Source organism: Salinispora fenicalii, assembly GCF_000514815.1.
Classification (GTDB): Bacteria; Actinomycetota; Actinomycetes; order Mycobacteriales; family Micromonosporaceae; genus Micromonospora; species Micromonospora fenicalii.
In genome coordinates this window covers 112,774-136,646 of sequence record NZ_AZWQ01000020.1, presented here as the reverse complement: position 1 = coordinate 136,646, position 23,873 = coordinate 112,774, and the positions used below count along the sequence as shown (strand labels likewise).

Sequence of the window (23,873 nt, the reverse complement as noted above, 5' to 3'; positions counted from 1 at the left end):
GGTTCCGATCTTCATCGTGAGGTGGGACACCACGGTGGTCATCGCGCTGCGCGTTGAGGTGGCGACGCTGGTGGTTGGCGCCGACGGCGTACCGTCACCGCCCTGATCCTCCCCCTCGACGTGCAGGAGAAACCGGCGGTGCCGCACCCACCGCATGCCCACGGCTACTACCGGACCAGCAGCGCGCCGAGCAGCGGACCGCACGTCCCCGGATACCGGCATCCCGCCGCGCCACCGAGGTGCTCAACCGTGGTCGACCACCGCGAGCCGTGGGTGACCGACGCGATCTGGAACGCGAAGGCGAGGATGACCGATGAGACCGGAACCCTCGCCCGGTCAGCCGTTGCGATCGAGCGCAGCGCGAAGCTGGTGGAGCCAATCCACGCCGAGCTGGCGTTGGCCGCGTCACGCGTCGCCAAGACGCTCCCGGTCCACATCGGCGATGCCTAGTCGGTAGTGGAGTCCCAGACCCGCTCGAACGCCGCACGCGTAATCAGGTAGCGACTCCAGTCCTCGTCCGCGTCGTCGAGGCTCACCTGCCCCAGGCCTCCGTGCTGGTCTTCCTCATGCCCGGGCCCGTAGCGGAGGACCGGGCCGTGTTCGTACGTCTCGATCTGCCGCACGGGCCAACCGTCTTCGTCGACCTCGACGTACCACACCGAAGGACCCCAGCCATCGAATTCGTCGCCTCGTGACTCATTCCAACGACGGCGGAGAAAGCGGCTCGCCATAGCGGCGAGGTTAACCGGGGTGATGCCGGCGGCAGCACCGGTGCGGGTTGTGGATCAGCCCGCGTCGCGGATCAGCCCAGATCGGTGATCATGCGCGGTTCAGCCGGTGGCCCCTCAGCCGCGGCCCTCAAACCACCGACGCAGGTCGGCGAAGGGGCCGCGGTCGTCGCCGGGCTCCTGCTGCCCACGGTCCGGTCCGGGCCGTTCGGCCGGACGGCGCGGATCACCGATCAACTCCGAGCTTGGCGCGACAAAGGCCTGCTCCGGCTGCCCCTGCACGGCGGTGGAGATCACCTCGGCGACCGCGTCGATCACCTGCACCTGCACCGCACTGCCGACCGCGTCGGTGGTGTCGTCGGGGTTCGCGGCGATGCCGGCGACCGCGATCTGTGGGGTGAAGCCGACGAAGCTCTCCGTGACGTCCCTGTCCGAGGTGCCGGTCTTGCCGGCGACCTGCCGGCCATCCAGGATCCGGTCCACCGAGGTGGCGGTGCCGCCGTTGCACTGGTCAGTCGAGGACTGCTGGCCGACCGGGCAGCGGGCGGCATCGGTGGCCGCCCGCGCCACCTCCGCGTCGAGCACCCGCTCGCAGGAGGGCCCGACCGGCACCGCCGAGCCGTCCGGCGCGGTCACCGAGACCACCGGCAGCGGCTCGCAGTACGTCCCCTCCGCCGCGACGGTGGCGTACGCGTTGGCCAGGTCCAGCGGGGTGGCGGCGGCCACACCGAGGGTGAACGAACCCCAGTTCTCGGCGTCGTTCTCGGCGAACGCCGCGTCCGCCTCGGACCGGAAGGTGATGCCGAGGCGCTGCGCCATCTCCACCACCTTCTCCGGGCCGATCTGCTCGGAGAGCCAGACGAAGTAGGTGTTCACCGAACGGCCGAAGCCGTCCCACATCATCCGGTAGCCATCCATCCACTCCGGGTTGGCGTTGGCCGGGCACCAGCGTCCGTCGCAGCTCGCGTCGCCCTCGGCCGCGTACCGGGTGGGCAGCTGGCTGGGCGCGTCGAAGCCGGTGGCGAGGGGCATCCCCGCTTCCAGGGCGGCGAGCATGGTGAACAGCTTGAAGGTTGAACCGGCCTGGTAGCCGGCGATGCTGCCGCCGCCGGAGATCAGCGGGTTCACCGTGTTCGGGTAGTTCGGTTGCCCCGCCGGGTTCGCCTCCAGGCTGTAGTGCCGGTTCACCGCCATCGCGAGCACCCGGCCGGTGCCGGGCTCCACTGCCGCGAGCGGCAGCGCCCGCTCGTTGTCGTACCCGTAGACGCTGGTGACCTGCTGCTGCGCCGTCGCCTGGAGCTCCGGGTCCAGCGAGGTGACCACGGTGTAGCCGCCCCGGCGCAGCGCCTGCTCCCGCTCCTCGACGGTCTCCCCGAAGGCGGGCTGGGCGAGCCACCACTGGCGTAGGTAGTCGCAGAAGAAGCCCAAGTCGTCCTGGCCACCGGCCGCGGCGGTGCAGCCGTTGGGCTGGGGGGTGGGGCGCAGCGTCAGCGGCTCCACCTTCGCAGCGGCGGCCTCGTCAGCGGAGATCTCGCCGGTGGCGACCATCGCGTCGAGCACGTACCCCCGCCGGACCAGCGCCGCCTCCTGGTCGCCGTCGATCGGGTTGTACGCCTCGGGTGACTGCACCAGGCCGGCGAGCAGCGCCGACTCGCTGAGGGTCAGCTCCGCCGGCGTCTTGGCGAAGTACCGCTGGCTGGCCGCCGAGATGCCGTACGCGCCGGAGCCGAAGTAAATGATGTTCAGGTAGCGGTTGAGGATCTCGTCCTTGCTGAGCTGCTGCTCAAGCGCGTTGGCGTACCGGATCTCCTGCAGCTTGCGCTCGACCGTCTGCTCGGTGGCCGCGGCGCGCTCCTCGGCCGTCAGCCCGGGATCGGTCTTGAGCACGTTGCGGACGTACTGCATGGTCAAGGTCGAGCCACCCTGCGGGGTCTCGCCACCCCTCACGTTGGCGACCAGGGCCCGGGCCATTCCACGCAGGTCCACGCCACCGTGATCGTAGAAGCGACGATCCTCGGCCGCCACGATCGCCGCCTGCATCGACGGTGCGATCTCGTCGAGCCCCAAGTCGGTGCGGTTGACGTCGTAGAAGCTCGTGATCAGCGTCGTACCGTCGTTGGCGTAGAGGTAGGAGCGCTGCGGTGTGGCGGGGGTCCGCAGCACATCCGGCAGTGACGAGTAGCTACCGAGCGCCGACCGGGCCGCGAATCCGAGCAGCAGGTTGCCCGGCAGCACGGCGACCGCCAGGACCAGACCAGCGAGCAGGCCGGCGAGCAGCACGGTGAACAGCCGAGACAGCGGCGTACGGGGCAGGGCCATGGCGTCCAGGATTGCCTGGAAATGCGCAGAGCAGCCAGCCTGAACGACGACTGTCAGCCAATTCACCGGCTACTGCCAGCTATTTCACGGCTTTAACCGCCACGGTGGTCACTCGAGTAGACAAACCCGACAAGGCAGATCATCCGTTCCTTTTTACCATGTTTTACCAGCTTGCTCCCGAATGGTGTGGTTAATACGATTAAAGAAGTTAGCCAGTGCGATCTGGAGGGTAATCGCACCCAGTTGCTCCTCGGTGAAGTGTTTGGCGGCGGCGTCCCAAATCTGGTCGGTCACGCCCGGTGCCCCGTCCTGGATTCGGGTGGCCGCCTCCGCCAGGGCGAAGGCCGCCCGCTCCGCCTCGGTGTAGAAGGGCGTGTCGCGCCAGGCGGTCACGTTGTGCAGCCGCTCCTCGGTCTCACCGACCTCCTTCGCCGACCGAATCGCGCCGAAGACACATGGGCTGCAGCTATTGATTTGGCTGATTCGCAGGTGAATCAGGGACAGCAGGCCCGGGGCGACGCCCCCGGCGTGAATCGCCTTGCCGAGATGCTGGACCGCTGTCATCACGTCGGGACCGGTCAGACTTGGCATCCGCGCTTCCATCGGTGTGCTCCCTCATCGCTGTCAGCAGTGACGTGAGTCCGTTCGGACCCAGAGACTGTCACCCACCATGCGGGAGCAGAGCCGGGAAGGGTACCGACGTGTCTGAAAATAGCCCGACCATAGACCTGCCAGCCCCGCGGTGATCCGAGCCGAGGAAGGTTCCCGTCGGTCCGCCGGTCCGAGCCCGAGGAAGGTATCCACCAACGGTCCGCCGGGTCCGGCCGAGACAGGTCAGCCCGCGGCCAACGGCCAGACCGGAACAGACAGGTCAGCTCACGGCCAACGACCCAGGCCGGGCCGGACAGGTCAGCCCGCGGCCAACGGTCCGCCGGTCCCGGCCGGGCCACCAGCGGCCGGCGCGGCCGGCGCGGTCGTCGGGAGACTGGCATTGGTGGCGTCGCGAATGATGTCCCGGGGCAGCAGGCGACCGGAGCGGTAGCCAATGCCGATGCCGGCGATCAGCGCGAAGATCGCGCCGAAGGTCTGCAGCGAACCAAGCAGCGAACCCGCCAGGCCAAGCAGCGGCGCCGCGATCATCAACATCGCGCCGTCGCCCATGCTGAACATGCCGGAACGGGCGACCGCCCACCCGGTGGCCAGCCAGCCCAAGCTGTAGCAGGCGGAGCCCACCAGAACCAGGACCCGGGCGGTCGTGCCGAAGACCGGTGTCTGCGCCGCCAAGCCCGCGAACGGCAACATCAACACCAGGCCCGCGAGACTGAACAAGAGCCCGGTCACCGCGGCCCGTCGGCTCCGGGTCGCCGCCAGCAGACCAGCCAGCGCGAGCACCGCGAGCAGCCCCAGCCAGGTCGCCAGCAACCAACTCACCAGATAGAGCGGGCGACCATCGGTCGGGTACGGCGCGTTGCCGATGCCCCGGTCGCTCGCCATCGAGACGATTCCGTAGAGGATCGCGTACGCGGGCAGCAGCCACACCGCCGCGCGGGCCAGCCGACGGATCGACCATGCCCAGGTCGCGTCGGTAGCCGGCGTGCCCGGCGGGGGGTCCCCGATGAACGGCAACACTCCGAACCCCCCACCGGCACGGCGAGTACCCAGTGGCGCGATCGGGTCGTGCGCCCCGGTCTCCGACGCCGAGGAGTGGCGTTGCCTGTCCGCCTTCTTCATCCGTCACCTCGCTCCGCCCGAGCGGTGCGGGACGCGCCGAGGCGCCCCGAAGCCTGGTCACCACCCGCCCTACGACCGATGGTGGCAGGCACCGGAGCGCCTCATGAGCTGTTCTCGCGTTATCGCGCGAGGTCGGCGGTCAGCCCCGCTCGCGCTGGTCGGTGGAGTCGTTCAGCACGCTCTCCGCCGGGACCGGCTCGGGCGCGGGCAGCCCCTTCGGCTCCGTGCTCCCGGCGGCCTGCGCCTCGGCCACGCGTACCTCGTCGTGAACCTCCCGCGCGGCGTCGGCGGCGGCCCGTGCAGCCTCGTCGGCCTCCCGCTCGACCTGGCTGGCCCCGTCGGAGGCCTCCGGTGACGGTGCGTCACCGACCATCTGGCTCAGGCCCCCCAACGCACCGCCCATGCCCTCCAGCGCCTTGGTCAGCTCGGCCGGAACAATCCAGACCTTGTTGGCGGAGCCGTTGGCGATCTGCGGCAGCGCCTGCAGGTACTGGTAGGCGAGCACCTTCTGGCTCGGGTTCGCCTGGTGAATGGCGTCGAAGACGGTACGGACCGCCTTCGCCTGCCCCTCGGCCTCCAGGATGCGGGCCTGCCGGTCACCGTCGGCGCGCAACACCGCCGCCTGCTTCTCGCCCTCGGCGGTGAGAATCTGCGACTCCTTGTGCCCCTCGGCGTTGAGGATCGCGGCCCGACGGTCCCGCTCGGCGCGCATCTGCTTCTCCATCGAGTCCCGGATGCTCGGCGGCGGCTCGATCGCCTTGATCTCCACCCGGGTCACCTTGATGCCCCAGCGGCCGGTGGTCTCGTCCAACACGCCGGAGAGGTGCCGGTTGATCTCCTCCCGGCTGGTCAACGCCCGCTCCAGATCGAGAGAACCGATGACATTGCGCAGCGTGGTCACCGTAAGCTGCTCGATGGCCTGCAGGAAGTTCGAAATCTCGTAGGTGGCACGGACCGAGTCCACCACCTTGAAATAGAGCACGGTATCGATTGATACGACCAGGTTGTCCGAGGTGATGACCGGCTGCGGCGGGAAGCTGACCACCTGCTCACGCATATCGACCTTGGTGCGCACCGAATCGATGAAGGGCACCAGCAGGTTCAGCCCCGGGTCCAGGGTGCGCTTGTATCGGCCGAGCCGCTCCACCACGTCCTGGCGCTGCTGCGGCACGATCCGCACCGCCTGGGCCAGGGTTACCACGCCGATGATCGCCAGAGCTATCAATAGGACCGGCACCAGAAAGTCCATCTACTCACCTTTTCGTCTCAGGTAGCTCGCCGGGCCGGGAAACATCATCCCGCCACACCTGCGCGGTGGCGCCGCGCACCTGGATCACCTGCACCCGCTCCCCCGGCGCGAACACCTGGGTCGCGTCGTAGGAACGGGCCTGCCACAGCTCGCCGTCAATCTTCACGAGGCCGCGGTCGGCGTCGACTCGCTCCAGCACGAGGGCCGTGCTCCCCTCGATCGCGCCGACACCGAACGCTGAATCCTCAGTCGAGGTGAGGGTAATCCGACGTCGCAACGCCGGGCGGGCACCCAGCACGGTCAGCGCCGAGACCACGGCGAAGACGACCGCCTGGATCTCCACGGGCGCCCCGAGCGCCGCCGCACCCGCAGCCGCGAACGCCCCGACCGCAAACATGATGAGGAACAACGTCGTCGTAAAGATCTCGGCGACGGCGAGTACCACCCCGACGACAATCCACAGCACCGCGTCCACACCACGATCGTGACACGCCGGTGCACGTGTCATCGAATCGCCATCTCACCGGCGCCAGCCCGCGGTAGCCGGCGGGATGGCCCTGATCGCGAGCCCGGTGGCAATGGCTCGCACGCGCGTCCCCGGTCGGGTCCGCTAATCCGAACGGGGTCAGCCGGGACACCCACCGAACTTCGGCAAGCCCGCCCGGGCTCAGCTCGCCAACGGGCTCAGCTCACCGTCAGGCTCAGCTCACCGGTTCGGTGACGAAATCGATCAACCGCTCCATTGAGTTGATCAACGGCGTCTCGACATCGGCGAAAGAGTTCACCCGGGACAGGATCCGCCGCCACAACTCGGCGGGTTCGGCCACACCGAGCGCCGCACAGACCCCCTCTTTCCAGGGCTGCCCGGGCGGCACCACCGGCCAGGCCGAGATGTTCAGTACGGCCGGTCGGACCGCCTGCCACACGTCCACGTAGGGATGCCCGGTCACCAGCACGTGCGGCGAGGTCACCCGGGCCACCACCCGACTCTCCTTCGAACCGGGGACGAGGTGATCAACAAGTACACCAAGCCGCCGGCCCGGGCCGGGGGCGAAATCGCGTACCCGGGCGTCGAGGTCGTCGATCCCGTCCAGCGGCTCCACCACCACCCCCTCGACGCGCAGGTCGTCGCCCCAGATCCGCTCCACCAACGCGGCGTCGTGCACCCCCTCCACCCAGATCCGGCTCGCCTTCGCCACCTGGGCGCGGACGTTGTCGACAGCGATCGAGCCGGAGGCGGTCCGCCGCCGAGCGGCCGGCACCGTCGGACGGGAGGGGCGGCGCAGCGTCACCAGCTCGCCATCAAGCAGGAACGCCGCCGGCAGCAGGGGAAAGGTACGCCGCCGTCGGTGCCGATCCTCGAGCACCACCGCGCCGGTCTCAAACCCGACCACTGCGCCGCAGAACCCCGAGTCGGCGTCCTCGACCACCAGGTCGAGCTCCGCGGCCACCTCCGGGGTGACCCGGCGCCGCCGCCAGTCCCCCGCCAACACGTCATGGTCGTAACGCCCCGCCATGCCGATCAAGCTAGCCCCATCGGGCCCCCACGTCCGACCCGGCACGCCGGTCGGGGGTGCGGGACGGCTGGGGCGGCAGCCGAGACAGAGGTGGGCGGGAGGACGTACCCTTTCGGCATGTCCACCCCCGCAGCGGGCGCGGTCACCCTCGCGCCACGCCGGTCCAGCCGGTTCGTTGCCTGGGTGCGCGCGTGGCGTGCCGGGCTGGTGCCGTTCGACGAGGTCGCCGACGCCATCGCCGGCGACGAGGAGCATCTGGTCGCCGACGCACCCGGGACCTGGACCGATATCGCCCTGCCCGAGGCGCTGCCCACGCTCGCCAAGCTCTCGCCCGACGTGATCCGCTTGGTGCTGCCCGCGCCCGGCGACCCACGCGGGCTGCCCGGCCCGGGTGACTTCGCCGGTGCCGCTCTGCTCGCCGGCGAAGGGGTGGTCGCCGGTTCGCTCGGCTTGGTCCCACACCTGCGCACGCACACCTCCGGCTCCGGGGACGTCTTCGAGACCGTGCTGTGGCGGATCTACCCGCTGCCGGCCGACGCGCCGGCCGCATCGCTCACCCTCCCCGGGGCGGCGGAGGCCGAGGCGGAGCTGACCGCCGCCCTCGCCGAAACCACCGCCACGCTGACCCGGCTCGATGTGGCCCAGTGGCGGCCGGAGCTGGCCGGAGCGCTGGAGGCGCTGCGCCGCCCCGACGGCACCACCGACCTGCCCCCTGGCTTCGACCCCCGCGCCCGCCGGCTCTTCGCCCGCGCCGCCGTGCTGGATCGGGTGCTCGCCCTGGCCGGGCAGGCCGCGCCGGGGGGCGCGGTCAACAACTACGAGGCCCAGCAGCGCGACGCGGCGCTGCGCCCATTGACCAGTGCCTGCCGGCAGGCACTGGCCGCCGCCTGCAACGCCCCCCTGCGCCCGTAGCCAGTCGGCGACGGGCCGGCCCTCAGATCTCGTCGATCAGGTCGGCCACCGAGTTGACGATCCGCGACGGCCGGTACGGGTAGCGCTCGGCCTCGGTCCGGCTGCTGATGCCGGTGAGCACCAAGATCGTCTCCAGCCCCGCCTCCAGCCCACAGAGAATGTCGGTGTCCATCCGGTCGCCAATCATGGCCGTTGACTCGGAGTGCGCGTCAATCGTGTTCAACGCCGACCGCATCATCATCGGGTTCGGCTTCCCGACGAAGTACGGTTCCACGCCCGTTGCCTTCGACACCATCGCGGCGACCGAACCGGCGGCGGGTAGCGCGCCCTCCATCGACGGGCCGGTAACATCGGGGTTCGTGCAAATGAAGCGGGCCCCGTCGTTGATCAGCCGGATCGCCTTGGTGATCGCCTCAAAGCTGTAGGTACGGGTCTCCCCCAACACCACATAGTCGGGCGCGAAGTCGCTGAGCACGTAGCCGACCGCGTGCAACGCCGTGGTCAGCCCGGCTTCACCGATCACGTACGCGGTGCCGCCCGGCCGCTGATCGGCCAGGAACTGCGCGGTGGCCAAGGCGGACGACCAGATCGCGGACTCCGGCACGTCCAGCCCCATCCGAACCAACCGGGCCTGTAGGTCGCGCGGGGTGTAGATGGAGTTGTTGGTCAGCACCAGGAAGGGCCGGCCGGAGGAACGCAGCCGGGCGATGAACTCGGGCGCGCCGGGCACCGGCTGCCCCTCGTGCACCAGCACCCCGTCCATGTCGGTGAGCCAACTCTGGACAGGCTTACGATCGTTCATCTCGGATCCCTGGTGTCGGGCCGCCGAAGCGGTCAGGAGGGGCGGTGGGCCGGGACGCAGCAGGCTGTTGGGCAGGTGTCCCACATCGGCAGGTCGCCGAGGCGCCGGCGCAGCATCGCGCCAGCCGGATCGGTACGCTCCCGGACCAGTTCGCGCACCATCGCCACGAACCGGGGATCGGTGCCCGGCGTGGCGGCGCGAACAAAGTCCAGACCGAGCTGCTTGGCGGTCTCCCGGGCTTCGGTGTCCAGATCCCACACCACCTCAAGGTGGTCGGAGACGAACCCGATCGGGCTGATCACCACCCCGGTGACCCCCTGCCCGGGCAGTTCGGCGAGGTGGTCGTTGACGTCCGGCTCCAGCCAGGATACCTGCGGGGGCCCGGAGCGGCTCTGCCACACCAGGTCGTAGGCCAGGTCCGGGGCGGCGGCGGCGTGTACCAGCCGAGCGGTCTCTGCCAACTGTGCCTCGTACCGGCCACCGTGCGGGCCGGCCGCGGCCGCCGCGGCGGTAGGGACCGAGTGGGCGGTGAAGACGATCCGGGTGCTGTCCCGCCGCGCCGGGTCCAGCTGGGCCAAGGCCGTACGCACCGCGTCGGCGTGCGGATCGACGAACCCGGGGTGGTCCCAGAACTGACGGAGCTTGTCGATCACTGGGGCGTCCGGGCCGACCGCCGCCCGGGCGGCGGCGATGTCCTCCTGGTACTGCCGGCAGGAGGAGTATCCCCCGAGGGCGCTGGTCACAAAGGCCAGGGCCCGCTCGATTCCGTCGTCGCGCATCTGCGCCACGGTGTCGGTGAGCATCGGGTCCCAGTTCCGGTTGCCCCAGTAGATCGGCAGATCAACACCGTTGGCGGCGAAGTCGTCCCGAACCGCGGCGAGCAGTTCCCGACACTGCTGGTTGATCGGCGACACCCCGCCGAAGTGCTGGTAGTGCTCGGCGACCTCGGCCAGCCGCTCCGGCGGCACGCCCCGGCCCCGGGTCACGTTCTGTAGGAACGGCATCACGTCTTCGGGCCGCTCGGGCCCGCCGAAAGAAACCAGCACCACCGCGTCGTACGCCATGGCCCCATTCTTCCCCGGCGGCTCGGTGACCAGACGACGGCCCCGGGTCACCCGGTGACCATACGACGGCCCCTGCGCAGACCGCAGGGGCCGTCGGCCAGATCAGGCGCCGATGGCGTGGTAGCCGCCATCGACGTGGACGATCTCGCCGGTGGTCGCCGGAAACCAGTCGGAGAGCAGCGCCAGACAGGCCCGGGCGGCCGGCTCGGAGTCGGTGAGGTTCCAGCCCAGCGGCGCCCGCGCCGACCAGGCATCCTCGAACTGCTCGAAGCCCGGGATCGACTTCGCGGCGACGGTACGCAGCGGCCCGGCCGCGACCAGGTTGCTGCGGATGCCCTTCGGGCCCAAGTGCAGCGCCAGGTAGCGGCTGGCGGACTCCAGGCCGGCTTTGGCGACGCCCATCCAGTCGTACACCGGCCAGGCCTTGGTGGCGTCGAAGGTGAGCCCGACCACCGAGCTTCCCGATGCCATCAGTGGCAGTGCCGCGGTGGCGAGGGCCTGGTACGAGTAGGTCGAGACGTGTACGGCCGTCGCGACGTCCTCCCACGGCGCGTCGAGGAAGCCACCGCCGAGGCAGCTCTGCGGGGCGAAGCCGATGGAGTGGACGATCCCGTCGAGGCCATCGACGTGCTCCCGGACCCGGTCGCCGAGCGCGGCGAGGTGCTCGCGATTGGTCACGTCCAGCTCGATCACCGGAGCCGGCTCGGGTAGCCGCTTGGCGATCCGCTCGACCAGGGAGAGCCGACCGTAGCCGGTGAGCACCACCTGGGCGCCGTTCTCCTGCGCGAGCCGCGCCACCGAGAAGGCGATCGAGGCGTCGGTGATGACGCCGGTGACCAGCAGCCGTTTGCCGGCAAGCAGTCCTGACATATCGATGTCTCCTCTCAGTGCCCCATACCGAGGCCACCGTCGACCGGGATGACCGCACCGCTGATGTAGCCGGCGGAGTCCCCCGCCAGCCAGGTGACGGCGCTGGCCACCTCGTCCGTGGCGGCGAACCGGCCGGCCGGGATGGCCTTGCGGTATTCGGTCTTGCGGTCCTCGGGTAGCGCGGCGGTCATATCGGTCTCGACGTAGCCGGGCGCCACCACGTTGGCGGTGATGTTGCGACTTCCCAGTTCCCGCGTGATGGAGCGGGCGACGCCGACCAGGCCGGCCTTACTGGCCGCGTAGTTGACCTGACCCGGGCTGCCGTAGAGCCCGACCACCGACGAGATGAAGATCATCCGACCCCACCGGGCCCGAAGCATCTTGGTCGAGGCGCGCTTGGCGCAGCGGAACGCGCCAGTCAGGTTGGTGTCCAGCACTCCGGTGAACTGGTCTTCGGACATGCGCAGCAGCAGCGTGTCATCGGTGATGCCGGCGTTGGCGACCAGCACCTCGACCGGGCCGAGCTCCGCCTCGATGGCGGTGAACGCGGCGTCCACCGAATCCGAATCCGTCACGTCGCAGCGAACGCCGAAGAGACGACCGGCGCCGGTCTCCGAGTCGGCCGTGTCGGCGCCGGGCGCCGCCCCGCTCCGGTAGGTCACCGCCACCCGGTCACCCTGCTTGACGAAGGCCTGAGCGATAGCCAGACCAATACCGCGGTTACCCCCGGTCACCAGCACGGTGCGGGCCACGATTCCCCCCTCAGCTCAGAAGATCTCCACGTCGCGTCGGAGCCTAGGGGTTACCGGCAGGTAAGCGCTAACGCGCCACGGCACCGACCACAACTTGACAAGGCGATACCCACCTCAACCGCCCGTCCCCGTCACCCCCGTCCCGGCCCACTTCGAGGCCGCACCGACCAGGGTGTACGATGGCGCAGTTTTGCGAGCCCGCCTTACGACTCGCATCCCTGGGCCCCGCCGACCGCAGGAGGTGATCGCTGTGCGAGATAGCGATCCTCCGAGTCGTGGCCGGGCCAACCGTCAGCCCCGCTGAGTGCCGTTAGCACGGCTGACCAGACTCGCTCCCTCGCCACCGGGTATCGGCTCACCGCCGGACTCACCGGGTGGGTGATCGGAGCTGCCGGCCACGACTTTGTGTGCGCGTTCTGACCACCCTCCCGCGGGCCCCGACGCCCGCGCCCAGTCGCCACCGGAGCCAATTCCCATGAACCGTTACGTCGCCCCCCTGGGCTTCACCCTGGCCGCGGTCTGGGTGGCCGTCCTCTTCATCCTCGCCGGCGGCGGTCACTGACCCCTACCGAATCCCAGCTCGGTCCGGCCGTCGTCGGCATCGGCGTCCGCGTCAGACGATCCGGGATGACCACAGCAGACTGGTCGCCCCGGCGCAGAGCGCCAGCAGCAGCGCCACCCCGGCGTACCACTGAGTGACCTCGCGCGGTTCGGTCCGGAACCCGATCGACGAGCCCATGTCCTGGTAGACCTGCTTCAGCTCGCTCACCGAGGCCGCCTCGTAGAAGTACCCGTCGGTCGTCTCCGCCAGATCCGCCAGGGCGAGCCGGTCCACCGGCACCCGTTGGCGTTGGCCACCGATGTCGACCTGACCGCCGTCGGTCCCGAAGGCGATCGTGGAGACCGCCACGTTCGCGGCCTGCGCCGCCGCGGCGGCCTCCTCCACCGACCGGCCCGACGTGCGATAGCCGTCGGAGAGCAACACGATCCGGGCCGGGGGAATCCCCGCCGCGCCGTCGGCCGGCACCGAACGGATCGCCTCCAGACAGGTGAAGACCGCCTCCCCGGTCGCCGTCGACTCGGCCAGCGCCAAGCCGTTGATGGCGGTGACCACTGCCTGCCGGTCCTTGGTCGGCGGCACCAACACGTTGGCCGCCTTCGCGAACGAGACCAGCCCCAGGTTGTAGCTGGCCGGCAGCTCGGCGATGAACTGCTGCGCCGCCTCCTGGGCCGCCGCCAGCCGGTTCGGGGCCACGTCGTCGGCCTGCATGGACAGGGAGACGTCGACAGCGAGCATGACGGTGGCCCGTTCCAGGGGCTGGCGCGTGTCGACCGACGGCCGGGCCAGCGCCGCGGCGAGCACCAGCAGGCAGAGGAGGAACGCGGTCGCCGGTACGTGCCGACGCCACCCGAGGCCCTTCGGCGCGATGGTCCGCAGCAGCTCCACATTCGTGAACCGCAGCGCGTACGCCCGGCGACGCAGCTGCCGCCACACGTACAGCCCAGCGAGGGCGAGGACCGGCAGCACGGCCAGGAGCCACCACGGTTGCAGAAAGCGAATCATCGTGTCGTCCCCCGGGTGCGGGTGTGCCGCTGCGCGGCGACGAAACGCACCATGTCCAGTAACCAGTCTCGGTCAGTGCGCAGCCTCAGGTGGGCAGCGCCCCCGGCGCGTAACGCCGCGGCGATCTCCGCGCGCTGGGCGGCGGCTGCCTCGGCGTAACGCCGGCGCAGCCGCGGGTCGCCGGTCCGCACCTCATGCAGTTCGCCGGTCTCCGGGTCAACCACCGGCAGTACGCCCACGTCGGGCAGCTCCAGCTCCCGCGGATCGAGTACCTCGATGGCCAGCACATCGTGGCGTACCCGCAGCTTGCGCAGTGGCCGGGCCCACTGGGCCGGTGGGGCCAGGAAGTCGGAGACGATGACCGCCACACCGCGTCGCCGCGGCGGCCGGTTCAACCGGTCAATCAGGGCGCCGAGGTCGCCGCGGCCGGGCCGAATCTCAGTGCCGGCGACGGCCCGGATCAGGGCCTGCACCTCCCGGCGTCCTGAGCGAGCGGGTAGCAGGGTGAACCGGCCGGGCCGGGCCGCCGACGCATCCCGGCCGGCGGTGGCCGACCCGCCCCCGGTGCCGATCACCGCGCCGATCCGGTTGCCGCCCCGGCTGGTCAGGTGAGCCAGCGCCGCGGCGGCGGCCACCACCACGTCCCGTTTGAGCCAGCGGCCGGTGCCGAAGTCGAGGCTGGCCGAGAGATCCACGGCGAGCCACGTCTCCAGCTCCCGGTCAGCCACCGTGCGCCGCACATGCGGCATCGTGGTACGCGCCGTGACCGGCCAGTCCATCCGCCGAACGTCGTCGCCCGGGCGGTATTCGCGTGAGTCTCCCGCCTCACTGCCCGGACCGGGCAGCAGACCAACGTAGTCGCCTTGGAGCAGACCGTCGAGCTTGCGGGTGACGAGCAGGTGCAGCCGGGCCAAGGTGGCCTCGGTGCGCTTACCGGCGGTGAAGTCATCGGAATCGCGGCCGGCGGCGTCGGTTGGCCGACGGGCGGGTGGGGTCACGGCTGCTGCCCGGGCCACCCGAGGCCGGGCGGCACAACGGCCGGAGCCGGGGTGGCCTGCTGGCGCGGCGCCACCGAAGGCAGTGGGATCGTCGCCAGCACCCGGCCGACGATGTGGTCGGCCGGCACCTCGTCGGCGAGCGCGTCGTAGCTGAGCACCAACCGGTGCCGCAGGATGTCGGGCGCGATGTCCTGCACGTCCTGGGGTAGCGCGTAGTCCCGGCCACGCAACAACGCCAAGGCCCGGGTGGCACGGACCAGGCCGAGCGAGGCTCGTGGGCTCGCCCCGTACTGGATGTGCTGGGCGACGTCGGGCATGCCGTGCTCGTCGGGGCTCCGGGTGGCCAGCACCAGCCGGACCGCGTAATCGATCAGGGCATTGTGCACGAAGACCTGGTCCGCCTTGCGTTGTAGCGCGACCAGGTCGGCGGTGGTGAACACCGAACTGGGCTCCGGCGGCGCCACGCCCATCCGGTACACGATCTCCCGCTCCTCGGCGGCGGTCGGGTAGCCCACGACGATCTTCATGAGGAAGCGGTCCCGCTGCGCCTCCGGCAACGGGTAGACCCCCTCCTGCTCAATCGGGTTCTGGGTGGCCATCACGAGGAACGGATCCGGCACCGGGTGCGTCTCGCCGCCGATCGAGACCTGCCGCTCACCCATCACTTCCAGGAGCGCCGACTGCACCTTGGCGGGTGCCCGGTTGATCTCGTCGGCGAGCAGAAAGTTGACGAACACCGGCCCCAGTTCGACATCGAACTTCTCGCTCGACTGCCGGTATATCCGGGTGCCCATGATGTCCGCCGGCACTAGGTCGGGCGTGAACTGCACCCGACCGAAGGACCCGCCGACGACCGTGGCGAGGGTGTCCACGGCGAGCGTCTTCGCCACCCCCGGAACCCCCTCCAACAGGCAGTGCCCCCGCGCGAGTAGGGCGACGATCATCCGCTCGACCATCCGGTCCTGCCCGACGATCACCCGCTTGACCTCGAACAGCGCCCGTTCCAGCAGGGTGGCGTCCGCGGCCGGGGTGCTCTGCGGGTCCGGCGGGGTCGACCCGTCGGAGGTCCTGGCATCGGGCGTGCTCGGCTGGGCCACCGGTCCTCCACAGCATGATCGGTACTCGGGCGTGGTGCGGGTACAAGACTGACACGATCGGTGGCGGTACGCGGCGGCGCGAACCCCCCGCCTGACGCCCGCGGTCCGAACCACCGAAATCGCCGTCAGCGGGGTGGACAGCAATCGGCACAGGACGTGTACGATTCAACCCGTCGCCGGGCGGCTCCCCCCGTGGTCGCCCGGCGCTCAAGCTCCTCCCCGGCCACCTTAGACTGGCGGAGATGGAGACCCCCGCAAACCCCGCCCTGGTCTGCTCAGCTCGTGGCTGCACAGCCCCCGCCCAGTGGGCGCTGCGGTGGAACAATCCCCGCCTACACGACGCGGCGCGGCGTAAGACCTGGCTCGCCTGCCCCGAGCATCGGGTGACGCTCGGTGACTTCCTCGGCGCCCGGGGCTTCCTCCGCGAGGTTGTTCCGACGGCCGAATCGCCTACTCTCGACTCGTGAGCGCGCACAACGGAACCGCACGGTGACCGGCGACGACCAGGCCGGGCTCCCGCCCGCTGCCCCGCCCCCGACCGGTCCACCCCCCGGTCCGCTGGAGCCCTGGCCGGATACCGTCCGCTGGCAGTCCGTCTCCACCGACCTGATCTGGGTTGAGCTGCTGCGGCTGGCCGTGCTGATTGTCATCGTGCTGGCCGGGCTGGCAGTGGGGTGGGCGGTCAGCGGCCTGGGGGCGTTCGGGGTGGCCCTTGCCGGGGTGCTCCTGCTGACCGCGCTGCGGACGGTCACCATCGTGCGGGCCGTACGCGCGTGGGGGTACGCCGAACGCGAGGATGACCTCCTGGTCCGACACGGTCTGCTGGTGCGCCGGCTCTCCATCGTCCCGTACTCACGGATGCAGTTCGTAGATGTCAGCGCCGGCCCGCTGGAGCGGGCTTTCAACCTGGCTACCGTTCAACTGCACACGGCGGCGGCGGCCACCGACGCGCGAGTGCCGGGGCTACGCCCGGCGGAGGCGTCCCGGCTCCGCGACCGCCTCACCGCGCTCGGCCGGGACCGGGCGGAGGGCTTGTGAACGAGCCGGCGGCGCGAGACCCCGAAGAGACCCGGCCACCCGCCCCAGAGCCGCACCCCGGCGGATACCCACCCATCCCGCCACCGCACCCTGGCGGATATCCCCCTACTCCGCCACCACACCCCGGCGGATACCCACCGGCCGGCGTGCTCCCGCCGCAGCCCGGCTGGTATCCGCCGGCCGGCATGCCCCCGCCGCCGCACACCCCACCGGCGCCCCCGCACGGCACTGAGCGCCGGCAGCGGCTACACCCGCTCTCCCCCGCGCTGCACGGCGCCAAGTCGCTGGTCGTGGTCATCGCTGGGCTCTCTTGGTCCACGTTGTCCCGCGTCGGCGTCGGCTGGTTCGCGGTGCTGGCGGTGGTGCTGGCGCTCGGCGCCACCGTGCTCGCGGTGGTCAGCTGGTACAACACCGGTTATCACGTCGTGGACCGCGAGCTCCGGGTGTACGAGGGCCTGCTCTGGCGACGCATCCGGGCGATCCCGCTGGAACGGCTCCAGGCGGTAGAGGTGGTCCGGCCGTTGCTCGCCCAGCTCACCGGGTTGGCGGAGCTGCGCCTCGAGGTGGTCGGCGGCGGCAAGACCGAGGCACCGCTGGCCTATCTGAGCGTGGCGGAGGCCGCCGCCCTGCGACAGCGGCTACTTGCCCTGGCCGGTCCGCAACCGGAGACCGCCGCCCCGGCACCGGACACACCGCTGGTCCGGCCGGAGGCGAGCCCACCCGGCCGACCACTGCACGCCGTCCGGAACAACGACCTGTTAGTCAGCCAGCTACTCACCCCACAGGCCTTCATGATCCCGTTCGGGGTGGCCTTCCTGGCGACGCAGTTCCTCTCCGGGGAATCGTGGTCGTTCGTCGCAGTGGCGAGCACGTTGACCGCGATGGCCGGAATCCTGCTCCAGCCCATCCGCCGAGTGCTCGACGACTGGAACTTCCAGCTGGCGCGTGATGCCGACAACCTACGGATCCGCAATGGCCTACTGGAGACTCGGGCGCAGACCGTGCCGCTACACCGGGTACAGACGGTCGGTGCGACCTGGCCACTGCTGTGGCGGGCGAAGGGCTGGCTGCGGCTGCGGCTGGAGGTGGCCGGCTACTCGACGGGGGAAGCCGATGGGCGTAACCGACCAGACCAGCTCCTCCCTGTCGGCCAGCAACCCGTCGCCGAGACGATCCTTGCCGAGGTACTACCCGGGGTACGCCTCGACGACCTGCCGCTGACCGCACCTCCGACCCGGGCTCGCTGGCTGAACCCGCTGAGTCAGCCGGTGCTCGGTGCCGGGCTGCACGAGCGGGTGTTCGCGGTCCGCTCCGGCCTGCTAACCCGCCAGATCGTGGTCGTGCCGTACGCGCGGATCCAGAGCGTACGAGTGGTGCAGGGGCCGGTGCAGCGGCGGTTGGGGCTGGCCACGGTGCATGCGGACACCGCCGGCGGCGCCGGGGCCACCGCCGACGACCGAGCGCTCGCCGAGGCGTGGGCCCTGGCCGCCGAGCTAACCGCACGCGCGCACGAGGCTCGCCGTGCCAGCCGAGGGCAATAGCGCGCAGCTGGCCCCGGCAGCGAGGCCCGGCGCCGATCAGCGGCCCGCTACCACCGCCTCATCGGCCGGCGGCGAATCGACCGATGGTGAATCGGCCGGCGCCACGGTGGCCGGTGCCGCTTCAACCGGCCGGTCCGGGGCGCGCCGGGCGCGTCGGGCCGCCCACCATCGCTCGGCCAGGCCCACCGCCAGGAAGGCCATCCCCACGTACACCCAGCCGACCAGGACGTCGATCACGTAGTGCTCCCCGGAGTAGACCAGGGTGAAGGTCATGGCCAGCGGGTACGCGAGGAGCAGCGGCCACCACCGCTTCCGCGTCGCGCGAAGGAAGAACAGCACCACGAACAGTGCGAACGCGGTGTGCAGCGACGGCATCGCGGCGACCGGGTTCGACGCGAGCTGACCGGCGTTGAGCAGATTTCCCGCGCCGTGCAGCCCGAAGGCCTTCCATCCCCGGGTCGAGATCCGGGCCACCTCCTCCAGCAACCCGTTCTGCGCCGCCCACCACGGCGGTGCGGCGGGGTAGAGGAAGTACGTCACCAGGCCGCTGGCGCAGAGGAAACCCCAGCGACGCATGAACGCCGCCCACCGCTGGCGGTCCCGCATCCAGAGCACCGCGGCGGCGGCCAGCGCCACCACGAAGTGGGAGAAGTAGACCCAGCTCACCAGCACGTCCCACCAGCGCACGTCGGGCTGGTAGAGATGCTGCTGGAGCCAGACCGTGGGGACTTCGCCACCGGTGGCCCAGCCGAACATCACCCGGTCGGCGACGATCAGCTCGTAGGCGTGCGGTGTCGCCCCGTTGTCGGCGAAGCCACGAGAGAGGTTGTAGAGCACGAGCAGCAACACCACCGGCAGCCAGTCGCGGGCGAACCGCAGGTGGCTGCGCCATGGCCGGGTTGAGTTCCAGGCGATGGTCGCCGCCCACATCCAGACGAAGGCGTAGACCGGATCGGTGGGCAGACCGATGGCGAGCCAGCCGACGACGAAGGCGACGCCCCACACCGACATCGTGATCACGCGACGGCGCCCGCCGTCGGCCACCACCGGCGCGTCGGTTTGGGCAGGCTGTTGGGGATCGATTGGAGCAGACATCGCGGTCCAGGTTAGCGGCGGTCGGCGCAACAGCGGACGCAGGAGGCGCTTCGGACGCATCCGGGCGGTTCGGCTCAAGCGTGGCCTGCCCGCCATCCGACGCATAGGCTGGTGACCATGCAGGAGCCCTTCTCCCCGGGCTCGACCGCCCGGGTGGAGCTGACCGTCACCGATGCCGACACCGCCCAGGCCATTGGCTCCGGCGACGTGCCGGTCTTGGGCACGCCACGAATTCTCGCCCTGGCCGAGGCGGCGACGGTCGCGGCGATCACCCGCCAGTTGCCCGGTGGCGCCACGACCGTGGGCGTCCGAATCGAGCTGGACCACCGCGCCGCCACCCCGGTCGGGCGGACCGTGGTGGCGCGGGCCCGGCTGACGGAGGTCGACGGTCGGCGGCTGCTGTTTGCGATCTCCGTCACCGAGGGCGGGTCCACCGTCGCCGAGGGGCGGGTGGAGCGGCTCCTGGTTGACCGGCAGCGCTTCATCGAGCGGGCCGGGCGGTCGTCATGACCCTCCGCTTCGTCGAAGTCGCCGACCGGGTGCACGTGCTACGCGAGCCGCTGCTACAGGTCAACGTGACACTGCTCGTCGGCGACGGCGCGGCCCTGCTCGTGGACACCCTCTCCACGGCCGGCCAGGCGGCGGAGTTGGCCCGGGCGGCGCGGGCCGTCACTCCGTACCCGTGGGTACTGGTGAACACGCACCACCACTTCGACCACTGTTTCGGCAACGCCACTCTGGCCGGCGATCCACCCCGCCCGGTCTACGCGCACCAGCTCGCCGCCGCCGCCCTACGCGACCCGGACCGGCTGCGCCGGGAAGCGCACGCGGAGATGCGCGACGAGCAGCCCCACCTCGCCGGGGAACTACTCAACACTGACGTACTGGCGCCGACCCATCCGGTGGGCGAGCGGGAGGAGCTGGACGTGGGTGGCCGCCCGGTCATCCTGCGGCACCTGGGGCGGGCGCATACCGCCGCGGATCTGGTGGTGCACATACCCGATGCGGAGGTACTCGTCGCCGGTGACCTCGTGGAGCAGAGCGGCCCGCCGGCCTTCGAGGATTCGTACCCGTTGCGGTGGCCGGAGGCGGTGGCCGAGCTACTGCGGATGACGACCTCGACCACCGTGGTGGTACCGGGACACGGCGACCTGGTTGACCACGAGTTCGTGCACGCCCAGCACGGCCTGCTCAGCGACCTGGCCTGGCGGATCCGGGCTGGCCATGCCGGTGGGACGCCAGCGGAACGGGTGGCCGCCGAGGCACCCTTCGGTGCCCGTCCCGCGCTGATCGCTACCCGCCGCGGCTACGCCGAACTCAACGGCGAGCTCTGAGTGGGGAGTTAACCAGAAGGCTCCGGGTCCAGCAGATCTGCCAGGCAGGTCAGGTACGGGGTGGCCGCCACGACCGCCGCGCGCGCCTCGGGCGACAGCCGGGACACCGCGGTGCCGAGTAGGGCGGCGCGCTGCTGTTCGTAGTCGGCGATCCGAGCGCGGGCGGCGTCGGTGAGGCGGAGCCGGGCGGTGCGGCGGTCAGCCGGAGCGCACTCGCGGTGCAGCAGTCCGGCGGCCACCAGGTCCCGCACGAGGGTGCTCACCGTGTTGGGTGCCGCGTGTAGGCGGCCGGCGGCATCCTTCACGCTGATGTCCGGGTAGGCCCGGACCAGCAGAAGCAGCTCGACCTGGGCCTCCGGCAAGGGGAGGCAGTTGGCGTGCCGGGCCGTCGCGCGTCGCAGCCGGCGGTGCAGGTCGCCAACGACGGCGCCCAGCGCCGCCGTTGAAGCGGGGTCGAGGCACGGCACCGGCCGTGCCGTCACGTCCTCGGTCGCCACCGTGTCACCCACCTCACCTGAAAAAACTCTGGATACAGAGCTAAGCTTACCCGGTTGAAAAGCGACTCCCGGGGGAACTAAGTGACGCAGACCGCACAACCGACCGCACCCGCCACAACCACTCCCGCCGGCCAGCCGCAGCCGGCGGGGATCGGTACCGGGCTCGGTCTGCTGCTCCTCCTCGGGGCGATCACCGCGATCGGCCCGCTCTCCCTCGACATGTACCTGCCGGCGCTCCCCGCCATGGCCCGTGACCTGGACGCGAGTCAGGCCCAAATTCAGCTCTCCCTCACCACCTGCCTGGTTGGGCTCGCCCTCGGGCAGTTCGTCACCGGCCCGCTCAGCGACCGCTGGGGCCGGCGCCGCCCGGTGCTGATCGGCCTCGCGGCGTACACCCTGCTCGCCCTGGCCTGCGCCGTGGCGCCCAGCGCCCAGACGTTCGCCGTCCTGCGGTTCGCCCAGGGCTTCGCCGGCGGTATGGCCGCCGTGGTAACCCGTGCCGTCGTTCGCGACCTGTACTCGGGTCGGGCGGCAGCGAAGTACTTCTCCCGGCTCACCCTGGTCTTCGGTCTCGCCCCGATCGCCGCGCCGACCGTCGGCAGCCTGGTGTTGCGATTCGGATCGTGGCGGACCCTGTTCGTCCTGCTCGCTGTCGTCGGCGCACTGCTCACCGCCGTGGTGGCGGCCCGGTTGCCCGAGACCTTGCCCGAGAATCGACGCAGCCGTGACGGCCTCAACGGCACCATCCGGTCGCTTCGCGAGCTCTTCACCGACCGGGTCTACCTGGGGTACACGCTGACCCAGGGGCTCGCCTTCGCCGGGCTGTTCGCATACATCTCCGGTTCGTCGTTCGTCTTCCAAGACGTGTTTCACCTCTCGGCGAGCACATTCGGTCTGCTGTTCGGCCTCAACGCGTTGGCCTTCGTCGCGGTCGGGCAGGCCAACGTCCGCCTGCTGGACCGGTTCCCGCCCCGCACCCTGCTGGTCAGCACCCTCGGGGTGAGTGCGGTGGCCGCCGCTGGCGTGCTGGCTGGCGCGATCGCCACCAGCCAGCTACTCCTCATAGGCGCGCTACTGGCCTTCATCGGGTCGCTGGGCATGGTGATGCCGAACGGCACGGCCCTCGCCCTCGACCGGCACGCGCACCACGCCGGGACCGCGGCCGCGCTGATGGGTGCCCTCCAGTCAGTGATCGGGTCGCTCGCCGCGCCCCTGGTCGGACTGGGCGGGGAAGGCAGCGCCGTACCGATGGCAGCGGTGCTCGCGGCCTCCGCCGTACTGTCGCTCATCGTCGCACTCACCCTGGCCCGCCCCCAGCGCCCCTGATCGACCACTCACGGCCACGCGGATTTCGCGCCACCGATTCCGTGAACTGCGCCAATTGAAAAGGACATTGGCTGCTGGCTATTGCGATCGAGCACTTCACCGTGTTGCGATGACGACGCCGGACGACGCAGGGCTTTCGCATCGTCCGTTCGGGCATCCACGCGAGGGCATCGGTCCAGTGACCGATCGCAGGTTCGCGTGCCCGACACTCCCGCGCACGCCGCCTGCACCGTGACCGCTCGTCGCTGCGGGCCGGCTGGGTGCCGCCCCGCATCCGTCACCCGCGCGGGGTGGTAGGGCGTGCCCCGCGAGTCAGGAGATCCCGTGTCCTCCTACCGAGCCCGAACAGCCGCACTCCTCGCCGCGGCCATGACTCTCCTCGCAGCCGTCGTGGTGCTCACCACCAGGTCGGAGCCGGCGGCGGCACACGGCGCCGCCATGGTCCCCGGCAGCCGTACCTTCCTTTGCTGGCGGGACGGGCTGAGCCCCACCGGCGAAATCCAACCGCACAACCCCGCCTGCTCGGCAGCGGTGGACCAGAGTGGGGCGAACTCGCTCTACAACTGGTTCAGTGTGCTGCGCTCCGACGCCGCCGGCCGTACCGTCGGATTCATAGCCGACGGCCAGCTGTGCAGCGGGGGAAACTCCGGATTCCTCGGCTATGACCTAGCCCGCACCGACTGGCCGCTGACCCACCTCACCGCGGGCCAGAGCATGGAGTTCCGCTACAGCAACTGGGCACACCATCCCGGTACGTTCTACTTCTATGTCACCAAGGACAGCTGGAGCCCAACCCGTCCACTGGCCTGGAGTGACCTGGAGGAGCAACCGTTCCTGACCGTCACCAACCCACCTCAGCGCGGCGGTCCGGGCACCAACGACGGGCACTACTACTTCACCGGAACGCTGCCGGCCGACAAGAGTGGCCGACACCTCATCTACTCCCGCTGGGTCCGTTCGGACAGCCCGGAGAACTTCTTCGGCTGCTCGGACGTCACATTTGACGGAGGCAATGGTGAGGTGACCGGCATCGGCCCCGGTGGCACCTTCCCGCCACCAAGCCCGACCACTGCGCCACCGAGCCCGACCACGCCGCCGCCCAGCGGCGACTGCATGGCGGTCTACAAGGTGATCAACGCCTGGCCAGACGGCTTCCAGGGGGAGGTCGAAATCATGAACCACACCGCCACCACCTGGAGCGGATGGACAGCGAGTTGGAGTTGGCCCAGTGGGCAGTCAGTAACCCAGCTCTGGAATGGCACGCACACCAACTCGGGGTCGACGGTGACGGTGACCAATGCGTCTTACAACGGCACGCTGAACCCGGGAAGTAGGACCACCTTCGGCTTCCTCGCCAGCCTCACCGGCCCGAACACGTCGCCGACTGTGACCTGCAGCAGCACCTGAACCACGGACCGCACCCGGGCCGTCAACGGCGA

At 70.5% G+C, this 23,873-nt stretch carries 25 protein-coding genes; 9 read left to right on the top strand and 16 right to left on the bottom strand.

Features of this window, described 5'->3' with window-relative positions; all coding sequences use genetic code 11:
• The first annotated feature begins 249 nt into the window (after nt 1–249).
• The gene (locus B116_RS28995; RefSeq protein ID WP_027660077.1) at nt 250–450 is read left to right on the top strand and encodes a hypothetical protein; all 201 of its coding nucleotides are present in this window, start codon (nt 250–252) and stop codon (nt 448–450) included.
• Here B116_RS28995 and B116_RS0110665 read toward each other — a convergent pair.
• From B116_RS0110665 to B116_RS0110635, 7 genes are all read right to left on the bottom strand, one after another.
• The gene (locus tag B116_RS0110665; RefSeq protein ID WP_027660076.1) at nt 447–731 is read right to left on the bottom strand and encodes a DUF6881 domain-containing protein; all 285 of its coding nucleotides are present in this window, start codon (nt 729–731) and stop codon (nt 447–449) included. The two genes, B116_RS28995 and B116_RS0110665, sit on opposite strands and share 4 nt — an antisense overlap.
• A gap of 114 nt (nt 732–845) precedes the next feature.
• A complete protein-coding gene (locus B116_RS0110660) occupies nt 846–3,113 on the bottom strand; it encodes a transglycosylase domain-containing protein (RefSeq protein ID WP_027660075.1) in 2,268 nt (755 codons plus the stop codon).
• 87 nt (nt 3,114–3,200) lie between these two features.
• Complete coding sequence (locus tag B116_RS0110655; protein WP_018722953.1) at nt 3,201–3,638, bottom strand: carboxymuconolactone decarboxylase family protein; 438 nt, start codon at nt 3,636–3,638, stop codon at nt 3,201–3,203.
• A gap of 318 nt (nt 3,639–3,956) precedes the next feature.
• Nucleotides 3,957–4,778 carry a hypothetical protein gene (locus tag B116_RS0110650; RefSeq protein ID WP_027660074.1) on the bottom strand — a complete coding sequence of 274 codons (822 nt, stop codon included), beginning with the start codon at nt 4,776–4,778 and terminating at the stop codon, nt 3,957–3,959.
• A 139-nt stretch (nt 4,779–4,917) separates the two neighbouring features.
• Nucleotides 4,918–6,027 carry an SPFH domain-containing protein gene (locus tag B116_RS0110645; RefSeq protein WP_018722951.1) on the bottom strand — a complete coding sequence of 370 codons (1,110 nt, stop codon included), beginning with the start codon at nt 6,025–6,027 and terminating at the stop codon, nt 4,918–4,920.
• Between the two features lie 4 nt (nt 6,028–6,031).
• The gene (locus B116_RS0110640) at nt 6,032–6,502 is read right to left on the bottom strand and encodes an NfeD family protein (protein ID WP_018722950.1); all 471 of its coding nucleotides are present in this window, start codon (nt 6,500–6,502) and stop codon (nt 6,032–6,034) included.
• Between the two features lie 226 nt (nt 6,503–6,728).
• Nucleotides 6,729–7,544 carry a DUF3097 domain-containing protein gene (locus B116_RS0110635; protein WP_027660073.1) on the bottom strand — a complete coding sequence of 272 codons (816 nt, stop codon included), beginning with the start codon at nt 7,542–7,544 and terminating at the stop codon, nt 6,729–6,731.
• A gap of 117 nt (nt 7,545–7,661) precedes the next feature.
• On the opposite strand from B116_RS0110635, the gene B116_RS0110630 reads away from it, so the two are divergent.
• Complete coding sequence (locus B116_RS0110630) at nt 7,662–8,456, top strand: hypothetical protein (protein ID WP_018722948.1); 795 nt, start codon at nt 7,662–7,664, stop codon at nt 8,454–8,456.
• 22 nt (nt 8,457–8,478) lie between these two features.
• On the opposite strand, the gene B116_RS0110625 is transcribed toward B116_RS0110630, so the two are convergent.
• The 7 genes from B116_RS0110625 to B116_RS0110590 form a co-directional block, all read right to left on the bottom strand.
• Complete coding sequence (locus tag B116_RS0110625) at nt 8,479–9,342, bottom strand: HAD-IIA family hydrolase (protein ID WP_018722947.1); 864 nt, start codon at nt 9,340–9,342, stop codon at nt 8,479–8,481.
• A complete protein-coding gene (locus tag B116_RS0110620) occupies nt 9,291–10,322 on the bottom strand; it encodes a ferrochelatase (protein ID WP_018722946.1) in 1,032 nt (343 codons plus the stop codon). Before B116_RS0110620 ends, B116_RS0110625 begins: the two co-directional genes overlap by 52 nt.
• Nucleotides 10,323–10,424: 102 nt before the next feature.
• Nucleotides 10,425–11,192 carry an enoyl-ACP reductase FabI gene (gene fabI, locus B116_RS0110615; RefSeq protein ID WP_018722945.1) on the bottom strand — a complete coding sequence of 256 codons (768 nt, stop codon included), beginning with the start codon at nt 11,190–11,192 and terminating at the stop codon, nt 10,425–10,427.
• Between the two features lie 14 nt (nt 11,193–11,206).
• Nucleotides 11,207–11,944 (bottom strand): 3-oxoacyl-[acyl-carrier-protein] reductase, encoded by a 738-nt coding sequence (gene fabG / locus B116_RS0110610; protein ID WP_018722944.1) that lies wholly within the window; start codon nt 11,942–11,944, stop codon nt 11,207–11,209.
• Between the two features lie 613 nt (nt 11,945–12,557).
• Nucleotides 12,558–13,508, bottom strand: coding sequence for a VWA domain-containing protein (locus B116_RS0110600; protein WP_027660072.1), 951 nt, complete (start codon nt 13,506–13,508; stop codon nt 12,558–12,560).
• A complete protein-coding gene (locus tag B116_RS0110595; protein ID WP_027660071.1) occupies nt 13,505–14,524 on the bottom strand; it encodes a DUF58 domain-containing protein in 1,020 nt (339 codons plus the stop codon). The genes B116_RS0110600 and B116_RS0110595 overlap by 4 nt, the downstream gene beginning before the upstream one ends.
• Nucleotides 14,503–15,603 carry an AAA family ATPase gene (locus B116_RS0110590; protein ID WP_018722941.1) on the bottom strand — a complete coding sequence of 367 codons (1,101 nt, stop codon included), beginning with the start codon at nt 15,601–15,603 and terminating at the stop codon, nt 14,503–14,505. The genes B116_RS0110595 and B116_RS0110590 overlap by 22 nt, the downstream gene beginning before the upstream one ends.
• A gap of 242 nt (nt 15,604–15,845) precedes the next feature.
• On the opposite strand from B116_RS0110590, the gene B116_RS26550 reads away from it, so the two are divergent.
• The 3 genes from B116_RS26550 to B116_RS0110580 are packed head-to-tail and all read left to right on the top strand — an operon-like array spanning nt 15,846 to nt 18,182.
• A complete protein-coding gene (locus tag B116_RS26550; RefSeq protein ID WP_082312780.1) occupies nt 15,846–16,070 on the top strand; it encodes a hypothetical protein in 225 nt (74 codons plus the stop codon).
• 22 nt (nt 16,071–16,092) lie between these two features.
• The gene (locus B116_RS0110585; RefSeq protein ID WP_027660070.1) at nt 16,093–16,641 is read left to right on the top strand and encodes a PH domain-containing protein; all 549 of its coding nucleotides are present in this window, start codon (nt 16,093–16,095) and stop codon (nt 16,639–16,641) included.
• Nucleotides 16,638–18,182, top strand: coding sequence for a PH domain-containing protein (locus tag B116_RS0110580; protein ID WP_033665535.1), 1,545 nt, complete (start codon nt 16,638–16,640; stop codon nt 18,180–18,182). Before B116_RS0110585 ends, B116_RS0110580 begins: the two co-directional genes overlap by 4 nt.
• A 36-nt stretch (nt 18,183–18,218) precedes the next feature.
• On the opposite strand, the gene B116_RS0110575 is transcribed toward B116_RS0110580, so the two are convergent.
• Nucleotides 18,219–19,277, bottom strand: a complete 1,059-nt coding sequence (locus B116_RS0110575; RefSeq protein ID WP_155245747.1) for a phosphatase PAP2 family protein — start codon at nt 19,275–19,277, stop codon at nt 18,219–18,221.
• A gap of 117 nt (nt 19,278–19,394) precedes the next feature.
• Between B116_RS0110575 and B116_RS0110570 the strand changes: the two genes are divergently transcribed.
• Both B116_RS0110570 and B116_RS0110565 read left to right on the top strand, forming a co-directional pair.
• Nucleotides 19,395–19,787, top strand: a complete 393-nt coding sequence (locus B116_RS0110570) for a thioesterase family protein (RefSeq protein ID WP_027660068.1) — start codon at nt 19,395–19,397, stop codon at nt 19,785–19,787.
• The gene (locus B116_RS0110565; RefSeq protein ID WP_027660067.1) at nt 19,784–20,611 is read left to right on the top strand and encodes an MBL fold metallo-hydrolase; all 828 of its coding nucleotides are present in this window, start codon (nt 19,784–19,786) and stop codon (nt 20,609–20,611) included. The genes B116_RS0110570 and B116_RS0110565 overlap by 4 nt, the downstream gene beginning before the upstream one ends.
• A gap of 8 nt (nt 20,612–20,619) precedes the next feature.
• Here B116_RS0110565 and B116_RS0110560 read toward each other — a convergent pair whose 3' ends face one another.
• A complete protein-coding gene (locus B116_RS0110560) occupies nt 20,620–21,120 on the bottom strand; it encodes a MarR family winged helix-turn-helix transcriptional regulator (protein ID WP_018722935.1) in 501 nt (166 codons plus the stop codon).
• 69 nt (nt 21,121–21,189) lie between these two features.
• On the opposite strand from B116_RS0110560, the gene B116_RS0110555 reads away from it, so the two are divergent.
• Nucleotides 21,190–22,434, top strand: coding sequence for a multidrug effflux MFS transporter (locus B116_RS0110555; protein ID WP_027660066.1), 1,245 nt, complete (start codon nt 21,190–21,192; stop codon nt 22,432–22,434).
• A gap of 369 nt (nt 22,435–22,803) precedes the next feature.
• The gene (locus tag B116_RS0110550) at nt 22,804–23,841 is read left to right on the top strand and encodes a lytic polysaccharide monooxygenase auxiliary activity family 9 protein (RefSeq protein ID WP_050591861.1); all 1,038 of its coding nucleotides are present in this window, start codon (nt 22,804–22,806) and stop codon (nt 23,839–23,841) included.
• Nucleotides 23,842–23,873 lie beyond the last annotated feature (32 nt).

Excerpts from the sequence above, each read along its gene's own strand:
- B116_RS0110665 (WP_027660076.1), bottom strand. The coding sequence starts at position 731 with ATGGCGAGCCGCTTTCTCCGCCGTCGTTGGAATGAGTCACGAGGCGAC.
- B116_RS0110655 (WP_018722953.1), bottom strand. The coding sequence starts at position 3,638 with ATGCCAAGTCTGACCGGTCCCGACGTGATGACAGCGGTCCAGCATCTC.
- B116_RS0110650 (WP_027660074.1), bottom strand. The coding sequence starts at position 4,778 with ATGAAGAAGGCGGACAGGCAACGCCACTCCTCGGCGTCGGAGACCGGG.
- B116_RS0110645 (WP_018722951.1), bottom strand. The coding sequence starts at position 6,027 with ATGGACTTTCTGGTGCCGGTCCTATTGATAGCTCTGGCGATCATCGGC.
- B116_RS0110635 (WP_027660073.1), bottom strand. The coding sequence starts at position 7,544 with ATGGCGGGGCGTTACGACCATGACGTGTTGGCGGGGGACTGGCGGCGG.
- B116_RS0110630 (WP_018722948.1), top strand. The coding sequence starts at position 7,662 with ATGTCCACCCCCGCAGCGGGCGCGGTCACCCTCGCGCCACGCCGGTCC.
- B116_RS0110620 (WP_018722946.1), bottom strand. The coding sequence starts at position 10,322 with ATGGCGTACGACGCGGTGGTGCTGGTTTCTTTCGGCGGGCCCGAGCGG.
- fabI (WP_018722945.1), bottom strand. The coding sequence starts at position 11,192 with ATGTCAGGACTGCTTGCCGGCAAACGGCTGCTGGTCACCGGCGTCATC.
- B116_RS0110600 (WP_027660072.1), bottom strand. The coding sequence starts at position 13,508 with ATGATTCGCTTTCTGCAACCGTGGTGGCTCCTGGCCGTGCTGCCGGTC.
- B116_RS26550 (WP_082312780.1), top strand. The coding sequence starts at position 15,846 with ATGGAGACCCCCGCAAACCCCGCCCTGGTCTGCTCAGCTCGTGGCTGC.
- B116_RS0110575 (WP_155245747.1), bottom strand. The coding sequence starts at position 19,277 with ATGTCTGCTCCAATCGATCCCCAACAGCCTGCCCAAACCGACGCGCCG.
- B116_RS0110570 (WP_027660068.1), top strand. The coding sequence starts at position 19,395 with ATGCAGGAGCCCTTCTCCCCGGGCTCGACCGCCCGGGTGGAGCTGACC.
- B116_RS0110565 (WP_027660067.1), top strand. The coding sequence starts at position 19,784 with ATGACCCTCCGCTTCGTCGAAGTCGCCGACCGGGTGCACGTGCTACGC.
- B116_RS0110550 (WP_050591861.1), top strand. The coding sequence starts at position 22,804 with ATGACTCTCCTCGCAGCCGTCGTGGTGCTCACCACCAGGTCGGAGCCG.